The organism is Prochlorococcus sp. ALOHA_ZT_50 (assembly GCF_022447305.1).
Lineage (GTDB): Bacteria > Cyanobacteriota > Cyanobacteriia > PCC-6307 > Cyanobiaceae > Prochlorococcus_A.
The window spans coordinates 1-16,598 of the sequence record NZ_JAKVCI010000015.1 but is presented as its reverse complement, the minus strand read 5'-3'; the positions used below and the strand labels follow the sequence as shown (position 1 = coordinate 16,598).

Below are 16,598 nucleotides of genomic sequence, written 5' to 3'. Positions count from 1 at the left end.
ATGTCAATAAATATTGATTATTTATTTTTGACACCGAATTCCATATTTTAGGAAACTCTTAAGCTCATAGAAATAAAGGCTTTTTCTTGGCCGGATCACTTATCCGTAATTATGAGATACTTCTGTCCATCCTTTTTGGTGAAGTTCGTGCCACTTTTCCCAGGCTGAATCTATGTTGAGTTTTTCAGAGGATTTGTACCCTCCAGGTTCTCCAAGGTGATTTGTGTAGAAAAGATGAGTATGAATTTTTAAATTAGGTTTAGGAGAATTTTTGCATTCTTCGAAAAAGATCATTCTGCTGCCTTCGGGATTTAGTAGGCATCCGTTGGGTTTGCTAGTGCTACAACCAAATGAGTACTTAGGCTCCATACTTTACCTTTAATCGGCTGGTTGATTATTAATACGTTTGTACTATAAATTATATCCTCCTTGTTTTGCTGTCAATCCTTTTAAGGTTAAGTACTTATTTACTAATAATTATTTTGTTTTTTAATAAATAAGATAATTTCTTTAAGCTTATGAATTACAGGGAAGATCTAGAAATCAAACTACAAAAAGTAACACTTGCAATGCAGGAAGTTGTAGATGATATCCATAAAACTGATCCTGAGAAGCAAAGAATAATTTCCAAACTTATTGAATTTAAAGAAGCAATCATTTCAAAGGGAATTGAACTTAACATTGAATTAGAGGCAGCCTAGAAATATTGAATATCTCATGAATGTTTAATAACTTTTAGAATAATGTTATTAACAAAGAAGGGTTATTTATCAAATGCAGCCTGGTACTTTTGAATTATTGATCCTAGTATTTATCTTTTTAGGTCTTCAAGCCTGGTGGATTATCCCAATAGTTATTAAAAATAATAAATTAAATAAGAGAGGTAAGGATTTAAGAGAGGAAATTAAGCAATTAGAAAAGTTATATAAAAAATAAATTAGTTTATTATTTTTGCAAACTACCTATTATTAGTGAAACTCAAATATCTAATGAAATTAAAAAAATTTATTCCATTTTGCTTCCTTTTTATTGGGACTTTAGCTTTACCACAACCTTCTCTTGCTGAAGAAAAGATTGAAGTTATACCTATTATTCAAAGTTCAAAAGGACTAAGTGGTAAAAATTTTAATTATCTCGAGGGTAAGCCTGAATTAAGACTCTTAAAAGTAAAAATTCCAGTTGGCTTGAAAACTCCAATTCATACTCATCCTTCCCCAATGTTGATTCATGTCACCAGAGGAAGATTAAAGCATGTGAGGGGTGAAGAAATTAATTTCTTTAAAGCGGGTGATGCATTTATAGAGAGTAATAATGGGGGCCCCCACTATGTGAAAAATGTTGGGAAGAAGCCGGCCATACTTCATGTGGGAGTTGTATCAGTAGTTGGAATGCCTACGGCCATAAATAAATAAGATTTTTCTCAAAGTTGTTCTATCAGTATGAGGATTAAACTTTTATGAAGAACAGCTGTAGTGAGATACTCCTCCATAGTTAAAATACTGGCTTGGCTTTAGTCGATTATATTTTTGATCTATTTCTGAGGGTTGTTCTATATATGGATTGCTAAAGACATCCTGTAACTCTTTTATTTTTTTGTAATTTCCCTTTTCAGCTTCTTCATATGCGGGAACGACCATCCATTCGCGCCAAGTATAGACTGGATTAAGGGATTTCATTGATGCCGATTTTGCTTTAATATTTCCCTCTTTCTTCAAGACTGATTGCCAGTTTTCAAGCCATACTTCCCACCTATTATTGAGCTCGTCATTAATTGGTAAATAGAAACAGTCTTTTAAAGAATCTAAGTTATCAGGGATTTCAGAGAGTTTACGGAACAAAATTGTATAGTCTGCTTTTGAAATGACCATGAGATTAAAAAATTCATTTATTAGAGTTTCGTTGTAATGTTCTAAACCAAGCTTGTTTGCCCACATTTTCATCAATTCCTTATTCATTAATTCAGAAAAGTCTTTTTCGATTTGATCTAACTTTTCTTGATCTTGTTTGCTTTGTGAAAGTAACGGACTAAGAGAGGAACAGAATGTTTTAAAGTTGATTGCCGCTGCAGAAGGCTGGTTAAAAAATGAGAAATGTTCACCTCCACCTGTCCATGGTTGAAATCTTGGATCAAATAATTCACAGAATCCAAAGGGGCCATAATCCAAGGTATAACCTCCAGCAGCACAATTATCACTATTGAAATTACCCTGGCAATAACCAACTCTCATCCAGTTGGCTATAAGTGATATAAGTCTTGATCTGTATAAAGAAGCCAGTTTTATTACTTTACTTTCAATTGAAATCTCATATTCAATTTCATCTTTATAATTTCTATCAATTAGATGTTGAACTATCATCTTTAGTTCATTGAGGGCCTCATCATGCGCATTATTACGAACTCGTCTTGCAAAAAGTTCAATCTGGCCTACACGTAAAAAAGATGGAGCGACTCTCGTAGTAATTGCCGCTTGATTATCAATCATGATATCAGGTTCAAAATATCTGGACCCTTTGGAATACCACGGTCTTCTAACTATTTCTGAACGTGAGACATAAAGTGTTAAAGATCTTGAGGTAGGGATTCCCAAGGCATCCATTAATTCCTGTGCGAGAAATTCTCGTACGCTAGACCTTAAGACAGCTCTGCCATCTGCTCCACGACAGTAGGGAGTTGGACCTCCTCCTTTAAGTTGCATTTCCATTCTTTTCCCATTGAATAAACCTTCAAAAACAGAAATTGCTCTGCCATCGCCATAACCATTGCCAGTGCCAAAGGGACATTGTTGGGTATATTCAGTTCCGTAAATTGATAATGCATAACCTGTTGCCCAACCAACAGGACTCATTGGATAATTAGCAACAGAAATATCACCTGAGAAAAAACGACAAAAATTCTCGTCTTTAGTAAGATCTGAGCTTAGCCTTAGTTCTTTAAAAAGTTTGTTGCTATGGGAAATATATTCTGGTTCTGGAATAGCAGTTGGAACAACTGGTACGTAATGACCTGAATATACTGAACGCGGCTTATGATCATTTCCATCTTTTGTTGATTGAGGATCTGCTTTAAGAGAATTCATAAAAGAATAGTCAGATAGTTGAGAAAATTCAGAAAAATTTTCTGTAAGCTTTCCTTTTAATGAATCAGATTTGGTTGACATCAAATTTGTTATCTATTCTTTTAGGCGCTCTAATTTCTTTAAATTAAACACCTAAATGTATCTTATATAGATTCTATTAGGGATGGTTTTTGGCGATACGTTTGAGATTAAATATAAGTTAAAAGTTAATACTTAATTAAAAAAATATCTGCGGTAAGACATTTTTTTGGAAAAAAATTTTTGGCTTTTAAAAAATAAAAAAGAACTTCTCCAACACATCAACTTTTTAAACAAGAACGACTGCAAATACAAATATATTGACAAGTTTTTTTAAGCTTGCTTTCAAATAATGTGCAAAAAGTTTTACGATTTAATTTGTTGATCGACTTATACCACCCCCCTTATTTCCGCACTATATTTCTTGTAAAAATTTTCTAACTTACCCAGCCTTTCAGCAAATCAAACACACTAATAAATAGTCCAAAACCAATAATTGGGGGCGCAACCCATCTTGTCATGAATTTCAAATAACGTGTCGTTTTGATTCCAACTTTTGAATCACTAAGTTCTTCATTAAACTTTCCAGGTACTACCCATCCCATAAAGAAAGTAACCAAGAATCCACCAAAGATAAGTAATACACCTCCAAAAATCGAATCAATAGTTCCAAGAATGTTTAAGTTCAATGCAGAAGGAATGCCTGCTAAGAATAGGAAAAGAGTTATCAGCCAAACAGATTTTTCTCTTTTAAAACCAAATTTATCCATTAAAGAGGAAACTGGAACTTCCAATAATGAAACAGAGGAAGTTATTGCTGCAATATAAGCTAGTGCAAAAAATGCAACAGCTACAATTCTTCCAACCGCTCCATATGAACCAAGGCCCGTAGGAATTGATATAAATAATGCACCAACTGTTGATTCAGAAATAGCATCACTTAAACCAAATGTTAAAACAATAGGAAAAGTAATAAGTCCTGCCATAAGACCCACCAAAGTATCCAATGATGCAACTCCAACACTTAGTTTTGGAAGATTACTCTTTTTATTTAGATAGGAAGCATAAGTCACCATAACTCCAATTCCTAAACTTAAAGAAAAGAAAGCTTGTGTAAAAGCATTTCTTATGGTTTGAGGGTTCCTTAATTCATCAAAGTCAAACTTAAACAAAAATGTTTTATATCCTTCCCATGCGCCTGAAAGTGAAGTGGCCCATATTGCTAGAGATAGAAGAATTATAAAAAGTATAGGCATAAAGAATCGTGTTACCTTTTCGATTCCTTTTTTTATCCCTGATGAAACTATTATGGCTGTAAGAACAAGACTTAATAGGTGCCCCAATAAAACACTGCTACCACTACTAATTGAGCCAAAGAAAGTTTCTGCTTCACTTAAATTTTTTGGTAATCCAAAAAATAATGAATGGAACAAGGTATCTGCGGTCCACCCCATTATGACTGAATAATATGATGCTATTCCCAAGGGAGCTATAAAGAAAAGAATTCCTAATGGATACCAATTTTTTCCAGCTAACTTTACTGGTGCAAGCAATGTGCTGGCAGTAGCGTTTCTTCCTAAAGCCATTTCAGCAACAAATACCGGAAGGCATACAATTAAAACGATTAGTATGTATAAAAGTACAAAAGCAGCACCTCCACCTTGAGAGGCTCTGTAGGCGAAACCCCAAAGGTTACCAAGACCTACTGCGCTACCAGCAGCTGCAAGAATGAATCCCAACTTACTAGTCCATTGTTCTCTTGGAGAAATTTTTGAGTCCAAAATTAAAATCTGTTTTTTATAGTTGATTTATAACTCATAAATAAAAATTAGTTAATACATTGCTTAATAAAAACTAATCTTTATTCAATTATTTTTTTGCAAAAAGATTTAAAATCTAAAAAATATCTTATAACTACCATGACCATTGAAACGACTATTCTAGATTTTCAACTAAGTAATACGTTTGAACAATATGAATCTCATATGAATGCTGAGGAACAGCAGTCGATGTTTAAAGAAATGGGAGTTAAAACATTTTATATTGGTAAATCATTAGATGATCCTCAAAGGGCAACTGTAATTTTTCAAGGACCAGAAAATGTTCTATACGATATTTTTATGAATCCTGAAACAAAACCTATTGTTGAAGCTTCAGGGCATATTTATGCGGGTACAAAAATAACTCGATGGATTTCTTGAAAAAATAAATCTTTTATGAATTATCAACTTTTAATTGAATCATATTCTTTTGGGACATCCCTTTCTGAGCAAGAAATAGAACTTTTAAGTCTGGAACTTGAAACTCAAATCATGAACATTAATATATCAACAGATTTTGGCTGTTTTAAATCGGCCCCCACCCATATTTGCGAAGGTCTAAATTTAAAAAAAGATACTTATTGGATTATGTGCCTTGCTGAAATATTAGATTTACATAAACCCCCCCAATTTGGGAAAACGAAAAGTGTGGAGGTTTTCGATTTACTTCTTGAAAAAGGACTTGTTATTGGTTAATTATTTAATTATTTGAGTATTAAAAAAATAAGTTGTTTTTTCTTTATTCTGATAGCATTAACCTAGGCTCAGATAAATAAATGAAAGATTCTAATGAATTGATATTGGGAAATATTATTAAGCTAACTAGATCAAGTGAAAAGAAATTTAAACTAGGAAATTTTAAAGGGGCAATAGATGACAAAATGAAGGCTAATGCAATATTGAAATCCAAATCTTGTGATGAAAAAATTATTGAAAAATATAGAGAAGAATTATCTAGATTGTATTCCTCAAAATTTGATCTTATATTCGATCATAAGCTGAAAATTGATGAAATAAAGAGAAATGAAATAGTAAAAATGCTGGAACAAAAAAGTAAGGAAAAATTAAAAAGTCTTGATTATAAAGGAGCAATAAAAGCCTTTAGGAGGGCAGAAAAATATTTTTCAAATTAAAATCAATCTAAATCTCAGAGATTTTATAAGATAAATTAAATTTATAAGTTTGAGAATAAAAAATAATGAAAGGGTTGATTTTTTTTCAGAATTCGTTTCTTTAAAGATATATCATTTTTGGTACTACTCATGGTTATGCCCCAATCTACCTTGGAAAGCTTATTATTTTTTTTGATACTTTCTCTTCTTGCAACGTACATTGTTAATTTAAAGTATTCTTCAAAATTAAAAATACAGAAGTAGTTTTTTATTTATCTTTTGTCTTAATTAGATTTATTTCCTTGGATCACTCCAAGTCTCTTTGTATAACCAGCTCAAAAAAGTAAGAGTAAGTATATTCCCAAATGCATAAGTTATTCCTAATAATGGGTCATAAATATTGGCAATAATCGTCGACATTATAAAGATTATTAACCCTGAAACAACCAAATCCTGAATAGGCAAATGGTTAAAATTCACCGAATTTATCATTTGATAATTGTTTTTAATAGATTAAATTAATTATAAAACCAACAAGTACCTTATTTTTTTATAAGGCAATATCATTTAAGGTATGAATAATTTTAGGATTGCTAAAATAATTATAGTTTTTTCATCATTATCTTATTTGAGTGTTTCTTTTTTAAGAAATTATAATTCTCCAGAAAATATAGAAAAAAGATGTATTCTTAAATTTGAAAAAGATTTTAAAAATAATTTGGAAACATCTCATGAAGAATGGAATCAAATTTTAGATTTAGCTGATAACAATTATTTAAAATGTATGGGAATACCTCAGTATTAATTATGGGAGAGGCAAAGAGAAGAAAAAATTTAGGTATTCCGCCTAGAGAAAAAACTGAAGATATAAAGTTGCCTCAACTTGATAAAAAAGCCATACAACAAAAAGTAAGGTCTACATTGTATAAATATCCAATTATCCCTTTTCTTTTTTATGGAGCTGCAATATTGATCCTAATCGGAGGTTTATTTTATGTTTTCAAATCCTTCAATATAGCTTAATTAAAAGGATTATTAATTTTGATATTTATGATTTTTTGGCATCATCAATTAAAAAAACTTGAAGGATAATAAATGAGCAATTTTTATTGTGCAAAAATAATCAAAGAAATAATATATGAGAATTATTTACAGTTGACACCATCATATGGTGTTGTAATTTTAGATTAAATTAAAACTATTTATGAAGAAAATAAATAAAAAATATTATGAAATAATGCGTCAAGCTGATAATGCAGTTGGAAGAAAAGAAGTAGTTAGTTTATTAAAAAAAGCTGCAATAATTATGTCTAAATCTGAGGAAAACTTAGCTGCTTAAATTAAAAAACTATTTTATTAGGATAAATAAAACACCATAAAGAATGATTGATGAGGATGCAGCCATAATGATAAATGGTAGTATCATGCCTGAGTTTAACCATCTTAAAAGTCTAATTTTTTTGTTAATTACTCTTGGCATCTTTTCTGAATCCCTTAATTGCAACCTAACAAGTAAATAAATGGTGTAAATGATTAATTAATCTTTTTAAATATCATTCTTTAGCTATTTTGGAATTAAATTTTCTAAAGAAAATTATTTTAATTGCATCTGGATTTTTTATCTTAAGAGAAATTTTTAGGTAATTAATACCTTGTATTCTTCAAATTTCTTATGCAAGATTTAGAAACATTAGATTTCTAAATAATGATTGAAAATTTAAAAGAGAGCCCTGAAGAATTTAAAGATTATGATTCAGAACTGTTACTTAAGATTCTAAATAAGACATCACTGGAGAATAAAAAAGGTGATGATAAAGAACTATTTGTAGATGAAAATTGGAAAATTAATTCAAAAAATATGAGTAATATAATTCCTTCAGATAATTCAAATTTGAAAAGAATATTATCAGATATTTTCCCAAATAAAAAAATAGTGATTCAGGATAATAATGATGGGTCGCAAACAATTTTCTTATCCTAATTTAGGAAATATTAAAACCTTATTTATACTATCTATTCAATATTTATTTTTTTGAGAAAAATTTAGTAAAAATTACTCTCGCGGAATTTTTTTAAAGATGTTATCGTTCACTAACGTTCATCCAAGTTTATATCTCTGGACGCATGAAATGGGAGTAGGGAACGGGATTCTCATTAACTGCAAAAGACCATGAATAACCTCTTACAAATAAGAGAAAAAATCAAAAGAGCCAATAGGCTATATGAAGCCCAACTTTTGGCTACTAAAAGTGGAGAAGTTACTCCATACAGAAGATCCGTCTTTGAAGAAAGAATCAGGAAAACACAAAAAGAAATGAAATTGAAAGACTCAAAAAATTAAATTCTTTTTTGAAACTGATCAATTAAGAGGGGGTTTTATCCCTCTCTTTTTTTTATTTTTATAAAAATAACGTAATTATTAATTTATTTTTTCGATTATCGATTATTAAAAAGAACATAATTTTGATGCTTTTACTATTGATTTAAATTATATAAATGGCAAATTTAATTCAGTAATTAAGAGGTAAATAAATATGTTTAAAAAGAAAAATAAACAAATTAAAACCTCACCCAATAAATCAAATTTAGATCAAGTTTTATGGTTTATAGAAAATTATTTGCCCCAAAAGAAAGATCGAGGTGTTCAAAAAAAATTGTATATGGATAATCTAGAAGCAGAGACTATTAAGATATTTTCTAAATTAGCCTCTACACGTTCTAAAACATTATTACCAACTACAAAAAATACGACAATCTCTTTTACCTTTGGTAATTGGGCCTTGCCTTACCTGAAATTGCTTAAGAAAATAGGAATAGCTAAGTAAGAAAATTGTGATCGGCTAGAACTAGATTTATCCCGCAAATAAAAATAAATAAAGATTAAAAAGTCTCAGAAAGTTCTTTTCGAAATTTAAGGAGGAATACTTACTTTACATAAAAAATACAATTGCTAAGTTTAAAATAAGAGATCTATTGATTATGTTTCTAAATTATCTGCCTAGTGAAATGGTTGAAGTTGTTGGTTTGACAATGATTTTTTCATTTCTAGTTGGAACTATATTAATTTTGTTATTTACATCAGATCAGGCAAATACAAAGAATCTATATTTAAAGAAGGCTAAATAAATTTTAAATAATTTGTTTATCTATAAAGGACCTCTGTTTTTAATAAAGTTAACTCGCAGGTGTAGAACATAATTTTTAATATTGATACATAAACAAATTTAAGATTATGGGCGAAGCTAAAAGAAGAGAAGAATTAGGATTGCCACCTAGACAAAAAAATGAATTAAATAAATCTGATAGATACCTTTCATGGCTTCCAATTACTAAATCAAGAATTAAGAAATACCCTTATATGGGTGTAGCAACAATGGCACTAGGAGCGATAATTTTCTTAGTAAGTGGGGGCGCAAATAGTATTAATTAGTTAGATTTTGGCTTGGCTTAGAATATATCTAAGATTTTTTTTGTAATAGTTTAACGCCAGATATTATTGAGATTATTGAAGCTATACCAAGAAATATCGAGTAAAAAGGTTGCAAATTAATAATGCCAAAATTACCCGTATGCCATTTTATTAACCAAAAAGCATCTACTCCTAATGGTTGAAGAATACTATAAATAGTCCCAGATACAATAGTAATTAGTAAGGGGATTGCTGAAATTGCGGTTATTTTTCTGTGAATTTTTCTTTGATTTGTTTTTAATTTTTCCATCTATTTCCTCAAATAGATATGTAATTCTTTTTCGTTTTTGCATGGCATCCATTTATCTTGATTCTTATGTATTCCTTCGCAACCAAGTTCTAAAGATCTATTTTCGGCGTCCTCTTCAGAAAGAAATGTACCCCTCATATGTGCATGCGAATAACTATTGAAATTTAGAGATAAGGAAAATAAAAAAATAAAAAATTTAAAATTTCTAAGAAAAATATGCATTATTTCAAATAAGTATTTGTATTAAGGAGAGATTTTATCAAATATTTTTGTTTTGCCAGTTTTACTAAATGAAACTACTTTGTAGTTCTCATAATCATGAGAGTGCGATTCGTGAGAATGCATTTCCATCCCTGGAGAGCCAAGTGGCATGCCAGGAACTGCTATCCCATTGATATTTGGTTTTTCTCTAAAAAGTTTGTTGATTGATTCAATCGGGACATGTCCTTCAATCGTATAGTTAGCTATTTGAGCAGAGTGACATGATCTCAGATTATTGGGAATTTGATATTGGTTTTTAATTACTGAAACATCCTCAACTATATTATCAACAACTTCTAATCCATTATCTCTTAAATGATTGATCCATTTTTTGCAACAACCACATGATGCTGATCTGTAAGAAACAACTTTTGGGATATCTATATTTTCTTGAGTTAAAGCAATACTCTTATTTGGATTAATTATATTTGTAAAAAGAATTCCAGAAAAAATTAGATAATTTAAAAATCCTCTTTTCATAAATATTTTATTAAGTGCCATACTAATTACCACGATTAAATATGATATTTAGATTAAACATAAATGAAAATTTATTAAATCGCTATTTAATCAAAATTAAGACACTCATAATTGCCATTAAAAGATTTTCGATAAAACTAATAATTCCCAAAGGAGTTTTTGCATATCCACCAATACATGCACAATTTAATTTTAATTTATCCAAATAAACAGCCTTAAATACTGAAATCATTCCAGAAATTCCTAAAATTAGGGCAATAAAAATAATTAAAGAGGGTGGAGAAGAATTAAGAAAACTTATTCCAATTAATAATTCGCAAAAAGGATAAATATATATCCAGCTATCAAATTTAGAAGATATTAAATCATATTTCTTATAACTTGTTCCAAAAGCTTCAATATCCATAAGCTTGAGCATCGCTAAAAGACAAATTGATATCCCCATAAAAATTTGGAAACTTTTAAGTAATGAAATGGTTATCAGAAATGAAGTACCAAAGACTGCAATTAAGGGGGTAAATGACTTAATCTTCATTTTTAACTTTTAAGGATAGAGTCACAAATACTAGATGGATTTGCTTGTTTAACTATTTTTAGTCTTTTGATAAGTTTGTCTCGATCTATTTGATGTTTTAAATATTTAATACATAAATTTTTTTCCTGATATACCTCTGCTATTGGAGCAATCTTTAAAGCAATAGCAAAAGTACCAATAACTAAAAGAATGTTTGTAGCTAGTCGAATATTTGGTCGAAAATTTGATCTCATTCGTATTCTTTATTTCTGTCAATAACTTCCCTTAAATATATATCTTTTAGCTCGTCATTGTATCCATTTTCTTTTGCAAATTTCTCTAATTCCTTCAACTCTTTTTCTGTCATTAAGCAGATTTGGATATATTGTTTTTCATATCTTCAATTTGGTTGATTAATTCATCTAACCATTCTGTATTATTTTCGGATCTTTTCTGAAAATATGTAATTTTAGGTTGATTTATTTCTAGTGTCTCATAATCTCCACTCATAAATTACCCCTAAATTTATACTCTGCATAATTTATCTAGAGAGATTATGCACATCAATAGGTTCTATTACTTATTAGACATTTACCATGAGTAACAAGTCGCTTTTTTAATAGTATAAATATCAAGGAATTTATCTCTAAAAAATATGGCAACTAATGAAGAACTAGAAAAAAGAATTGAGACTTTAGAAAAAGAAGTACAACATCTAAAAGCTGTTCTGCAATATCAAATGAGAAATAAGAAAAAGTGATTCTTATTGCATAGCAATTACTTTTGGTCAGATAAGCATTTTCTCTTGGTTGTTTTAGGTACCTAATGAAAAAGCTAAATATTAAAAATTAGTCCATAATTAATCACTTTTTGAAAAAATAACTTTAGTCATTGATATTTAGAACATATTTGTTTTTATATATATAAAACTACTTGATATGATTAACTCAATAGCTATTACATTGTTATTATTAGGCTCTTTAGTCGCTTACAAAAGACTCAAAAGAAAGAAACGGCAATTTCACGCACCACCTACAAATCAGCTTCCTAGTTGAAGATTAAATTCCGTCTTCGTCTTCTCCAAAAGGATTGTATCTAATATCCCAGATGAGAACTACTGCTATAGATAAAAGCAATAGACCAAAAATAACTTGAGGAGGTGGGAATAACATCAATGAAATATAACAATTATCAATAAGCTTTGCTTATGAAAATTTTAAAGGGTAATCGATATTGTTTGGTTCTAAATGTTTTACATAACATGCTGTTGTGCAATCTACTCCCTCACTATTGATGCTACAAGAAGTTATACATTCAAAAAAACTTTCCAAAGCATCTGAATCTTTAATATTTGAATAAATGTCATTTTTCATGTTCAATCTTCCATTCTGAAGCTTATCTAGCAATTAATTTTTAATAATGTCAAATTTTAGGTAAAGTACCTATTCACCATTTTTTTTTTAAAAAACTATTGAATCTATAAGTTTTTTCCCACCCTTCCTCTAAAAGTTTTTTATATTCGTTTCTCGCTTCTTCGATAGATTCAACCCTAGAGCCTTTCATAACTGGCTTACTTGATCGCTTAAAAACGCAACCATAAGAGATTAAAATTGCATTAATCATAGAAGAGTTCTTAGAACTATCTTCAAAAGGTTCAAATACTTTAATCCTCGATCTGGCTTTATTGATTAAAGTAAATTTTTCCATAAAAAAAGGGCGTTAGCTTCGCCCCAATCAAAAAGCGGGATAATCCCCATCACCCAGCCTTTTTAAAATCTTAGCACTACATATGGTGTTTGTAAGTATTTAAAATTACCTATTGATGGGGTTGTTTGTTTCTGTTTAATTTGTCATTATAGGAGTCCCCATCACCTAGGCTCGTAAGAGTCTTTTTTTTTGCTATTTTTCCTTTTAGGCTTAAGCCCTTTTTAATTAGTGTTTAAAGACTTTTTATTTAATTTTTAAATTCGATAATTAATAATTAAAAAAATAATTTTATTCATGCAAACTTACATCGTACACTGGCAATTTCCAGATCAAGAAAGTCATATGCAAGGGGCCGAAGCTTTTGCGGGTTTTGTTGAAGGAGGATGCGAAGGTGATGAATTTGATGGGTTTAAAGTTCTTAATCGAGTAGTAAATCCTGAGGGAGCTAATGGTTGGGCAATAGTTGAATCTTCAAACCATCAGAACATTTGGAAATGGAGTAGTATCTGGGTCGATAATTTTGGCGTAGAAATTGAAGTTACACCAGTTCTAACGGATAAAGAATTTCTTTCCGTCCATAAAGAAATTGCAGCAGCCTCTAACTAATAGTTAATCTTTTGTGTGTTTGACTGTTGATTTAATATAAAAGGGTAGTACATTTTTTTATGGGAAAATTTTCTTCTGAAGAAATTGAAAGTCAATACAATTTAATAAAAATGCTTTTAGCTGAACCTGAAAAGTATAGAGATGCCATTAATGCAATAAAAAAAGATATTGCATATATGCCTATAGAGCTTAAAAAAAAACTTGAGGAAGAAAATATTATCTTATGAATGAATCAGAAATCGGATTTATCATAATCGTTAATTTTAAAAATTAGTAAATAGCCATTCTCGTAAACTAACCGAGAGAGTCTAAATCTCTACGATGGTGAACTGTATTTGCGTAATCTTGTGGAACTTTCTGTTCTCTCATTAAATCTGCAATTGTTGGATAATCTTTTGCATTATCAAGATCTCTTGCATTTTTATCTTGAATTGCGAATGGTGATCTTTTTAAATTCATAATTAATTTCCTCAAAATTTTTGTTGGATTCTGATTACAGATCCTGGATTGTCATGTACGTAAGTGTTGAATTCTCTCGCAAGCATTAGGCAATCGTATGCATCGCGCGCGTAGAAGCCAACTTCATGTGTCTTATTTGTTGAATCTTTGTAACTCAACACATATTTATTACAAGATTTTATTGGTGTTGAAGGCATTTAATTTATCTTTGTTACCACTAAGTTCTAACTAGGCATGCTTATTAATCGACTAATAAAAATGTACGGTTTAAGGCACAAACATATACGGATAGAGGACCAACAACCTAATTTAAAAATAAATATAATGATCAAGTGTATTTTTAAAAGAAAGTCAATATTTCCGTTACTCCCACAAAACTATTTTCAGTGGAAACTTATTTTTTGAAAGTAACTTTTTGTTGATAATGTTTTTATAAACAAATCAACTATCTTGCTAAATAAGTTTGTTCGAGATTATAAATATATTTTTCTCCATCATCATCACCATCGTCATCATCATGGAAGGAAGAGATTAATACATAAACTCCTCCAAGTCCCAATAACATAGATAAATAAAGAATAGGATCTGTCATAACTCAAGTTTGAAACATTCAAATTAAATTTGAGGAAGCTTTTCAATATCTATATTTTCTTTTAATTATTTAGATAAAAACTTTCTACCATAAAAAATTTGTTTTTTATTTGAGAAAACTGAAAGTAGATCTAAAATAAGGTAAATTTACTGTTTTTTTTAAGTGAGTTTTAAAAATATTTTAAAAATCAATGTGCGGAAGATTTGAGCTGAAAACTAAATTTGAGAAGTTGCCAAAGGTTTTGAAACAAGACTATCCAAGTGGACTTGATTCTAAATACGAGACTCAAAATCTAATAAGACCTAATGATCCTGTGCTTGTAATTAAAAACGAAGGAAGAATTAAAACTACTTTTATGACATGGGGCTTTATTTCCCCTTGGGCGAAAGACCCATTTGATAAAGAGAGACCAAGACCATTTAATGCAAGATCAGAAACCGTAGAAGAAAAAAAATTATTTAGTGGAAGTTGGAAACATAAAAGGTGCCTAATACCTGCGAGCGGTTTTTTTGAAAAAAAATATCGTGTTCGAAAAGCGAATTATGAGACTTTTTGGTTGGGAGGAATTTGGAGTAAGTGGACCTCACCAGATGGAGCAGAACTTGAGAGTTGCTGCGTTTTAACAACTGAACCAAATGATTTAATTAAACCTTTACATCACCGCATGCCTGTGATCGTTCCTAATGGATATGAGGAACAATGGACAGAGCAAGTTAAAGATGCAGATGAATTAAGAGGATTATTTGCAATCATGATGAGTTGGTCCCCTGATGGTTGGCTAGTAGAGGATGTAAAGAAAAAAGAAACTGATCAAATGAGTTTGTTTTAAATGGAACGCTTACTAATTCCAAGGTTAGATTAATGGCTAAATCTTATTGGTTGATTAATTCAAATAGGTCAGAAGTTAAAAGATTTATGAAAAACGATAAGAGTATTGATGGAGTTTTTGAGTATATGTTTATAGATACTGGAAAAATAGTGGGGGGATTAGGAAACAAACCACCAGTAATGACAAATACAGTTTCTGTTGAAATAGATTTAGCTAGAGAAATTTATGAAAGATTACTTTCTAAGGGATGGAGGAAAATTGAAAAAAATTGGAATTAAAAAGAGAGTTAGATCTGTGCGGTATAAATTACTGATGAAAATAATCTGAAATTCAATAATGAGAATATTAACTAAAATTGACATCCGATCTAAAATATTAGGAGATTAGTAAATTATTTTTTTAGTGCAGATAAAAATGAAACATCCAAAATGGCTACCAGAATAAATAAATATTTAAGTGAAGTCGGTTATTGTTCTAGAAGAGAAGCAGATAGATTAATCCTAGAAGGAAAGGTAACCATTAATGGCAAAATTCCAGAAATTGGAACTAAAGTAGAAGATAGTGACCAAGTTGAAGTTAAAGGTCAAAGAATAGAAAAATCAAAGAGACAAAAAAACATATACTTAGCCTTTAATAAACCTGTAGGAATTGTTTGCACAACAGATAGAAAAGTAGAACCCAATAATGTAATAGATTTCATTAAATATCCTAAAAGAATTTTCCCCATCGGAAGATTAGATAAGCTCAGTGAGGGATTGATTTTCTTAACTAATGATGGAGATATCGTAAATAAAATACTCAGAGCAAGAAATAATCATGAAAAAGAATATATTGTAAAAGTTAATCGTCCTATTAATAGCGACTTTATTCAAAGTATGAGTAATGGAGTTGAAATATTAGACACAATAACTAAAAATTGTTTCGTAAAACAATTGGGTCCAAGAAATTTTAAAATAATACTCACACAGGGACTTAACCGTCAGATTAGAAGAATGTGTGAGGCCTTAGGATATAGAGTACGATCATTAAAGCGTGTAAGAATTATGAATATTAAGTTAGACGTGCCAACAGGAAAATATAGAGAACTTAGTAAAGAAGAACTCTTGGAATTAAATAGATTACTCGAAAACTCCTCAAAAACATATGAATAATCAAAAGGCAATAAAAGTCATTGGAAGTTTAAGTTAATTGGCCAAAATAAATAGCAGATGCACTTATAACAAACGCAGCGTATTGAAGCCAATGTAATCCATAGCTGTCTATACCATTTTTATCAAAATCAGAATTACTCAAATGTTTTTTTATTTATAATAAAAATTTTTTTTTAAAAAGGAGAGTTTGTTTTGAACGAGAGATTTATTTTTTTCTTTAAGACCTTAATGTATTGATAGTTTAAATAAAACC

33 protein-coding genes are annotated in these 16,598 nt (G+C 29.9%); 18 read left to right on the top strand and 15 right to left on the bottom strand.

The features are described 5' to 3' along the window. Positions 1-99: 99 nt before the first annotated feature. On the bottom strand, positions 100-369 hold the full coding sequence (locus MK115_RS05320) for a DUF1651 domain-containing protein (protein WP_287609975.1): 270 nt from the start codon (positions 367-369) through the stop codon (positions 100-102). A gap of 149 nt (positions 370-518) precedes the next feature. Here MK115_RS05320 and MK115_RS05315 point away from each other — a divergent pair, with 149 nt between their 5' ends. The 3 genes from MK115_RS05315 (at position 519) to MK115_RS05305 (ending at position 1,412) form a co-directional block, all read left to right on the top strand. Continuing rightward, positions 519-701: a hypothetical protein gene (locus MK115_RS05315; RefSeq protein WP_011863245.1), complete on the top strand. Its 183-nt coding sequence runs from the start codon at positions 519-521 to the stop codon at positions 699-701. Between the two features lie 73 nt (positions 702-774). Further along, positions 775-936: a DUF8681 family protein gene (locus MK115_RS05310; RefSeq protein WP_179852273.1), complete on the top strand. Its 162-nt coding sequence runs from the start codon at positions 775-777 to the stop codon at positions 934-936. 53 nt (positions 937-989) lie between these two features. Further along, the gene (locus MK115_RS05305; RefSeq protein WP_287609967.1) at positions 990-1,412 is read left to right on the top strand and encodes a cupin domain-containing protein; all 423 of its coding nucleotides are present in this window, start codon (positions 990-992) and stop codon (positions 1,410-1,412) included. Between the two features lie 42 nt (positions 1,413-1,454). On the opposite strand, the gene MK115_RS05300 is transcribed toward MK115_RS05305, so the two are convergent. Continuing rightward, a complete protein-coding gene (locus tag MK115_RS05300; RefSeq protein WP_287609965.1) occupies positions 1,455-3,158 on the bottom strand; it encodes a protein adenylyltransferase SelO family protein in 1,704 nt (567 codons plus the stop codon). A 374-nt stretch (positions 3,159-3,532) separates the two neighbouring features. After that, positions 3,533-4,876, bottom strand: coding sequence for a sodium-dependent transporter (locus MK115_RS05295; RefSeq protein WP_287609963.1), 1,344 nt, complete (start codon positions 4,874-4,876; stop codon positions 3,533-3,535). A 138-nt stretch (positions 4,877-5,014) separates the two neighbouring features. Here MK115_RS05295 and MK115_RS05290 point away from each other — a divergent pair, with 138 nt between their 5' ends. The 3 genes from MK115_RS05290 (at position 5,015) to MK115_RS05280 (ending at position 6,048) form a co-directional block, all read left to right on the top strand. Next, positions 5,015-5,296, top strand: a complete 282-nt coding sequence (locus MK115_RS05290; RefSeq protein ID WP_025971298.1) for a DUF3764 family protein — start codon at positions 5,015-5,017, stop codon at positions 5,294-5,296. A 15-nt stretch (positions 5,297-5,311) separates the two neighbouring features. Further along, positions 5,312-5,611 carry a hypothetical protein gene (locus tag MK115_RS05285; protein WP_079334479.1) on the top strand — a complete coding sequence of 100 codons (300 nt, stop codon included), beginning with the start codon at positions 5,312-5,314 and terminating at the stop codon, positions 5,609-5,611. Between the two features lie 80 nt (positions 5,612-5,691). After that, positions 5,692-6,048, top strand: a complete 357-nt coding sequence (locus MK115_RS05280) for a hypothetical protein (protein ID WP_287609958.1) — start codon at positions 5,692-5,694, stop codon at positions 6,046-6,048. 273 nt (positions 6,049-6,321) lie between these two features. On the opposite strand, the gene MK115_RS05275 is transcribed toward MK115_RS05280, so the two are convergent. Next, positions 6,322-6,447 carry a hypothetical protein gene (locus MK115_RS05275; RefSeq protein ID WP_275040625.1) on the bottom strand — a complete coding sequence of 42 codons (126 nt, stop codon included), beginning with the start codon at positions 6,445-6,447 and terminating at the stop codon, positions 6,322-6,324. Between the two features lie 154 nt (positions 6,448-6,601). On the opposite strand from MK115_RS05275, the gene MK115_RS05270 reads away from it, so the two are divergent. The 7 genes from MK115_RS05270 to MK115_RS05240 all read left to right on the top strand — a co-directional run bounded on the left by MK115_RS05270 (position 6,602) and on the right by MK115_RS05240 (position 9,457). After that, positions 6,602-6,832: a hypothetical protein gene (locus MK115_RS05270; protein ID WP_287609954.1), complete on the top strand. Its 231-nt coding sequence runs from the start codon at positions 6,602-6,604 to the stop codon at positions 6,830-6,832. Between the two features lie 2 nt (positions 6,833-6,834). Further along, positions 6,835-7,050: a DUF2839 family protein gene (locus MK115_RS05265; protein ID WP_025893443.1), complete on the top strand. Its 216-nt coding sequence runs from the start codon at positions 6,835-6,837 to the stop codon at positions 7,048-7,050. A gap of 181 nt (positions 7,051-7,231) precedes the next feature. Beyond that, on the top strand, positions 7,232-7,366 hold the full coding sequence (locus tag MK115_RS05260) for a hypothetical protein (protein ID WP_257469985.1): 135 nt from the start codon (positions 7,232-7,234) through the stop codon (positions 7,364-7,366). A gap of 366 nt (positions 7,367-7,732) precedes the next feature. Beyond that, entirely contained in the window at positions 7,733-8,008 is a 276-nt protein-coding gene (locus tag MK115_RS05255) for a hypothetical protein (protein ID WP_287609950.1), read from the top strand. Positions 8,009-8,197: 189 nt separating this feature from the next. After that, a complete protein-coding gene (locus MK115_RS05250) occupies positions 8,198-8,368 on the top strand; it encodes a hypothetical protein (protein WP_198513551.1) in 171 nt (56 codons plus the stop codon). Between the two features lie 193 nt (positions 8,369-8,561). Next, the gene (locus MK115_RS05245) at positions 8,562-8,852 is read left to right on the top strand and encodes a hypothetical protein (protein ID WP_025891822.1); all 291 of its coding nucleotides are present in this window, start codon (positions 8,562-8,564) and stop codon (positions 8,850-8,852) included. A gap of 407 nt (positions 8,853-9,259) precedes the next feature. Further along, a complete protein-coding gene (locus MK115_RS05240) occupies positions 9,260-9,457 on the top strand; it encodes a DUF2839 family protein (protein WP_011863232.1) in 198 nt (65 codons plus the stop codon). 28 nt (positions 9,458-9,485) lie between these two features. Here the strand turns inward: MK115_RS05240 and MK115_RS05235 are convergent, their stop codons facing one another. The 8 genes from MK115_RS05235 to MK115_RS05200 all read right to left on the bottom strand — a co-directional run bounded on the left by MK115_RS05235 (position 9,486) and on the right by MK115_RS05200 (position 12,708). Continuing rightward, positions 9,486-9,746 carry a hypothetical protein gene (locus MK115_RS05235; RefSeq protein ID WP_025979844.1) on the bottom strand — a complete coding sequence of 87 codons (261 nt, stop codon included), beginning with the start codon at positions 9,744-9,746 and terminating at the stop codon, positions 9,486-9,488. Continuing rightward, a complete protein-coding gene (locus MK115_RS05230; RefSeq protein WP_025893438.1) occupies positions 9,747-9,884 on the bottom strand; it encodes a DUF3721 domain-containing protein in 138 nt (45 codons plus the stop codon). It lies immediately after the preceding gene. Positions 9,885-9,989: 105 nt separating this feature from the next. Beyond that, entirely contained in the window at positions 9,990-10,508 is a 519-nt protein-coding gene (locus MK115_RS05225) for a DUF411 domain-containing protein (RefSeq protein ID WP_287609941.1), read from the bottom strand. Positions 10,509-10,569: 61 nt separating this feature from the next. After that, entirely contained in the window at positions 10,570-11,022 is a 453-nt protein-coding gene (locus tag MK115_RS05220) for a MauE/DoxX family redox-associated membrane protein (protein ID WP_287609940.1), read from the bottom strand. Positions 11,023-11,024: 2 nt separating this feature from the next. Then, positions 11,025-11,255 (bottom strand): hypothetical protein, encoded by a 231-nt coding sequence (locus MK115_RS05215; RefSeq protein ID WP_209040299.1) that lies wholly within the window; start codon positions 11,253-11,255, stop codon positions 11,025-11,027. A 112-nt stretch (positions 11,256-11,367) separates the two neighbouring features. Continuing rightward, positions 11,368-11,511 carry a hypothetical protein gene (locus MK115_RS05210; protein ID WP_011818700.1) on the bottom strand — a complete coding sequence of 48 codons (144 nt, stop codon included), beginning with the start codon at positions 11,509-11,511 and terminating at the stop codon, positions 11,368-11,370. Between the two features lie 695 nt (positions 11,512-12,206). After that, the gene (locus tag MK115_RS05205; protein ID WP_287609936.1) at positions 12,207-12,374 is read right to left on the bottom strand and encodes a DUF8642 family protein; all 168 of its coding nucleotides are present in this window, start codon (positions 12,372-12,374) and stop codon (positions 12,207-12,209) included. Between the two features lie 73 nt (positions 12,375-12,447). Then, positions 12,448-12,708 (bottom strand): hypothetical protein, encoded by a 261-nt coding sequence (locus MK115_RS05200; RefSeq protein WP_287609934.1) that lies wholly within the window; start codon positions 12,706-12,708, stop codon positions 12,448-12,450. 294 nt (positions 12,709-13,002) lie between these two features. Between MK115_RS05200 and MK115_RS05195 the strand changes: the two genes are divergently transcribed. Continuing rightward, entirely contained in the window at positions 13,003-13,314 is a 312-nt protein-coding gene (locus tag MK115_RS05195) for a DUF3303 domain-containing protein (protein ID WP_011818695.1), read from the top strand. Positions 13,315-13,373: 59 nt separating this feature from the next. Then, complete coding sequence (locus MK115_RS05190; RefSeq protein ID WP_025938525.1) at positions 13,374-13,541, top strand: hypothetical protein; 168 nt, start codon at positions 13,374-13,376, stop codon at positions 13,539-13,541. A 67-nt stretch (positions 13,542-13,608) separates the two neighbouring features. On the opposite strand, the gene MK115_RS05185 is transcribed toward MK115_RS05190, so the two are convergent. From MK115_RS05185 to MK115_RS05175, 3 genes are all read right to left on the bottom strand, one after another. Further along, positions 13,609-13,773: a hypothetical protein gene (locus tag MK115_RS05185; protein WP_179850885.1), complete on the bottom strand. Its 165-nt coding sequence runs from the start codon at positions 13,771-13,773 to the stop codon at positions 13,609-13,611. 11 nt (positions 13,774-13,784) lie between these two features. Beyond that, positions 13,785-13,970 carry a DUF8647 family protein gene (locus MK115_RS05180; RefSeq protein WP_025891023.1) on the bottom strand — a complete coding sequence of 62 codons (186 nt, stop codon included), beginning with the start codon at positions 13,968-13,970 and terminating at the stop codon, positions 13,785-13,787. Between the two features lie 248 nt (positions 13,971-14,218). Next, positions 14,219-14,365 (bottom strand): hypothetical protein, encoded by a 147-nt coding sequence (locus tag MK115_RS05175; protein ID WP_271475670.1) that lies wholly within the window; start codon positions 14,363-14,365, stop codon positions 14,219-14,221. A gap of 190 nt (positions 14,366-14,555) precedes the next feature. Here MK115_RS05175 and MK115_RS05170 point away from each other — a divergent pair, with 190 nt between their 5' ends. From MK115_RS05170 to rluF, 3 genes are all read left to right on the top strand, one after another. Beyond that, on the top strand, positions 14,556-15,194 hold the full coding sequence (locus MK115_RS05170) for an SOS response-associated peptidase (RefSeq protein WP_287609916.1): 639 nt from the start codon (positions 14,556-14,558) through the stop codon (positions 15,192-15,194). A 32-nt stretch (positions 15,195-15,226) separates the two neighbouring features. After that, on the top strand, positions 15,227-15,472 hold the full coding sequence (locus MK115_RS05165; protein WP_011818690.1) for a DUF1651 domain-containing protein: 246 nt from the start codon (positions 15,227-15,229) through the stop codon (positions 15,470-15,472). A 150-nt stretch (positions 15,473-15,622) separates the two neighbouring features. Next, positions 15,623-16,345, top strand: a complete 723-nt coding sequence (gene rluF / locus MK115_RS05160; RefSeq protein WP_287609914.1) for a 23S rRNA pseudouridine(2604) synthase RluF — start codon at positions 15,623-15,625, stop codon at positions 16,343-16,345. Positions 16,346-16,598 lie beyond the last annotated feature (253 nt).

Coding starts and splice junctions, on each gene's coding strand:
- MK115_RS05320 (WP_287609975.1), bottom strand. CDS start 369: ATGGAGCCTAAGTACTCATTTGGTTGTAGCACTAGCAAACCCAACGGA.
- MK115_RS05315 (WP_011863245.1), top strand. CDS start 519: ATGAATTACAGGGAAGATCTAGAAATCAAACTACAAAAAGTAACACTT.
- MK115_RS05310 (WP_179852273.1), top strand. CDS start 775: ATGCAGCCTGGTACTTTTGAATTATTGATCCTAGTATTTATCTTTTTA.
- MK115_RS05305 (WP_287609967.1), top strand. CDS start 990: ATGAAATTAAAAAAATTTATTCCATTTTGCTTCCTTTTTATTGGGACT.
- MK115_RS05300 (WP_287609965.1), bottom strand. CDS start 3,158: ATGTCAACCAAATCTGATTCATTAAAAGGAAAGCTTACAGAAAATTTT.
- MK115_RS05290 (WP_025971298.1), top strand. CDS start 5,015: ATGACCATTGAAACGACTATTCTAGATTTTCAACTAAGTAATACGTTT.
- MK115_RS05285 (WP_079334479.1), top strand. CDS start 5,312: ATGAATTATCAACTTTTAATTGAATCATATTCTTTTGGGACATCCCTT.
- MK115_RS05280 (WP_287609958.1), top strand. CDS start 5,692: ATGAAAGATTCTAATGAATTGATATTGGGAAATATTATTAAGCTAACT.
- MK115_RS05275 (WP_275040625.1), bottom strand. CDS start 6,447: ATGTCGACGATTATTGCCAATATTTATGACCCATTATTAGGAATAACT.
- MK115_RS05270 (WP_287609954.1), top strand. CDS start 6,602: ATGAATAATTTTAGGATTGCTAAAATAATTATAGTTTTTTCATCATTA.
- MK115_RS05265 (WP_025893443.1), top strand. CDS start 6,835: ATGGGAGAGGCAAAGAGAAGAAAAAATTTAGGTATTCCGCCTAGAGAA.
- MK115_RS05260 (WP_257469985.1), top strand. CDS start 7,232: ATGAAGAAAATAAATAAAAAATATTATGAAATAATGCGTCAAGCTGAT.
- MK115_RS05255 (WP_287609950.1), top strand. CDS start 7,733: ATGATTGAAAATTTAAAAGAGAGCCCTGAAGAATTTAAAGATTATGAT.
- MK115_RS05250 (WP_198513551.1), top strand. CDS start 8,198: ATGAATAACCTCTTACAAATAAGAGAAAAAATCAAAAGAGCCAATAGG.
- MK115_RS05245 (WP_025891822.1), top strand. CDS start 8,562: ATGTTTAAAAAGAAAAATAAACAAATTAAAACCTCACCCAATAAATCA.
- MK115_RS05240 (WP_011863232.1), top strand. CDS start 9,260: ATGGGCGAAGCTAAAAGAAGAGAAGAATTAGGATTGCCACCTAGACAA.
- MK115_RS05235 (WP_025979844.1), bottom strand. CDS start 9,746: ATGGAAAAATTAAAAACAAATCAAAGAAAAATTCACAGAAAAATAACC.
- MK115_RS05230 (WP_025893438.1), bottom strand. CDS start 9,884: ATGAGGGGTACATTTCTTTCTGAAGAGGACGCCGAAAATAGATCTTTA.
- MK115_RS05225 (WP_287609941.1), bottom strand. CDS start 10,508: ATGGCACTTAATAAAATATTTATGAAAAGAGGATTTTTAAATTATCTA.
- MK115_RS05220 (WP_287609940.1), bottom strand. CDS start 11,022: ATGAAGATTAAGTCATTTACCCCCTTAATTGCAGTCTTTGGTACTTCA.
- MK115_RS05215 (WP_209040299.1), bottom strand. CDS start 11,255: ATGAGATCAAATTTTCGACCAAATATTCGACTAGCTACAAACATTCTT.
- MK115_RS05210 (WP_011818700.1), bottom strand. CDS start 11,511: ATGAGTGGAGATTATGAGACACTAGAAATAAATCAACCTAAAATTACA.
- MK115_RS05205 (WP_287609936.1), bottom strand. CDS start 12,374: ATGAAAAATGACATTTATTCAAATATTAAAGATTCAGATGCTTTGGAA.
- MK115_RS05200 (WP_287609934.1), bottom strand. CDS start 12,708: ATGGAAAAATTTACTTTAATCAATAAAGCCAGATCGAGGATTAAAGTA.
- MK115_RS05195 (WP_011818695.1), top strand. CDS start 13,003: ATGCAAACTTACATCGTACACTGGCAATTTCCAGATCAAGAAAGTCAT.
- MK115_RS05190 (WP_025938525.1), top strand. CDS start 13,374: ATGGGAAAATTTTCTTCTGAAGAAATTGAAAGTCAATACAATTTAATA.
- MK115_RS05185 (WP_179850885.1), bottom strand. CDS start 13,773: ATGAATTTAAAAAGATCACCATTCGCAATTCAAGATAAAAATGCAAGA.
- MK115_RS05180 (WP_025891023.1), bottom strand. CDS start 13,970: ATGCCTTCAACACCAATAAAATCTTGTAATAAATATGTGTTGAGTTAC.
- MK115_RS05175 (WP_271475670.1), bottom strand. CDS start 14,365: ATGACAGATCCTATTCTTTATTTATCTATGTTATTGGGACTTGGAGGA.
- MK115_RS05170 (WP_287609916.1), top strand. CDS start 14,556: ATGTGCGGAAGATTTGAGCTGAAAACTAAATTTGAGAAGTTGCCAAAG.
- MK115_RS05165 (WP_011818690.1), top strand. CDS start 15,227: ATGGCTAAATCTTATTGGTTGATTAATTCAAATAGGTCAGAAGTTAAA.
- rluF (WP_287609914.1), top strand. CDS start 15,623: ATGGCTACCAGAATAAATAAATATTTAAGTGAAGTCGGTTATTGTTCT.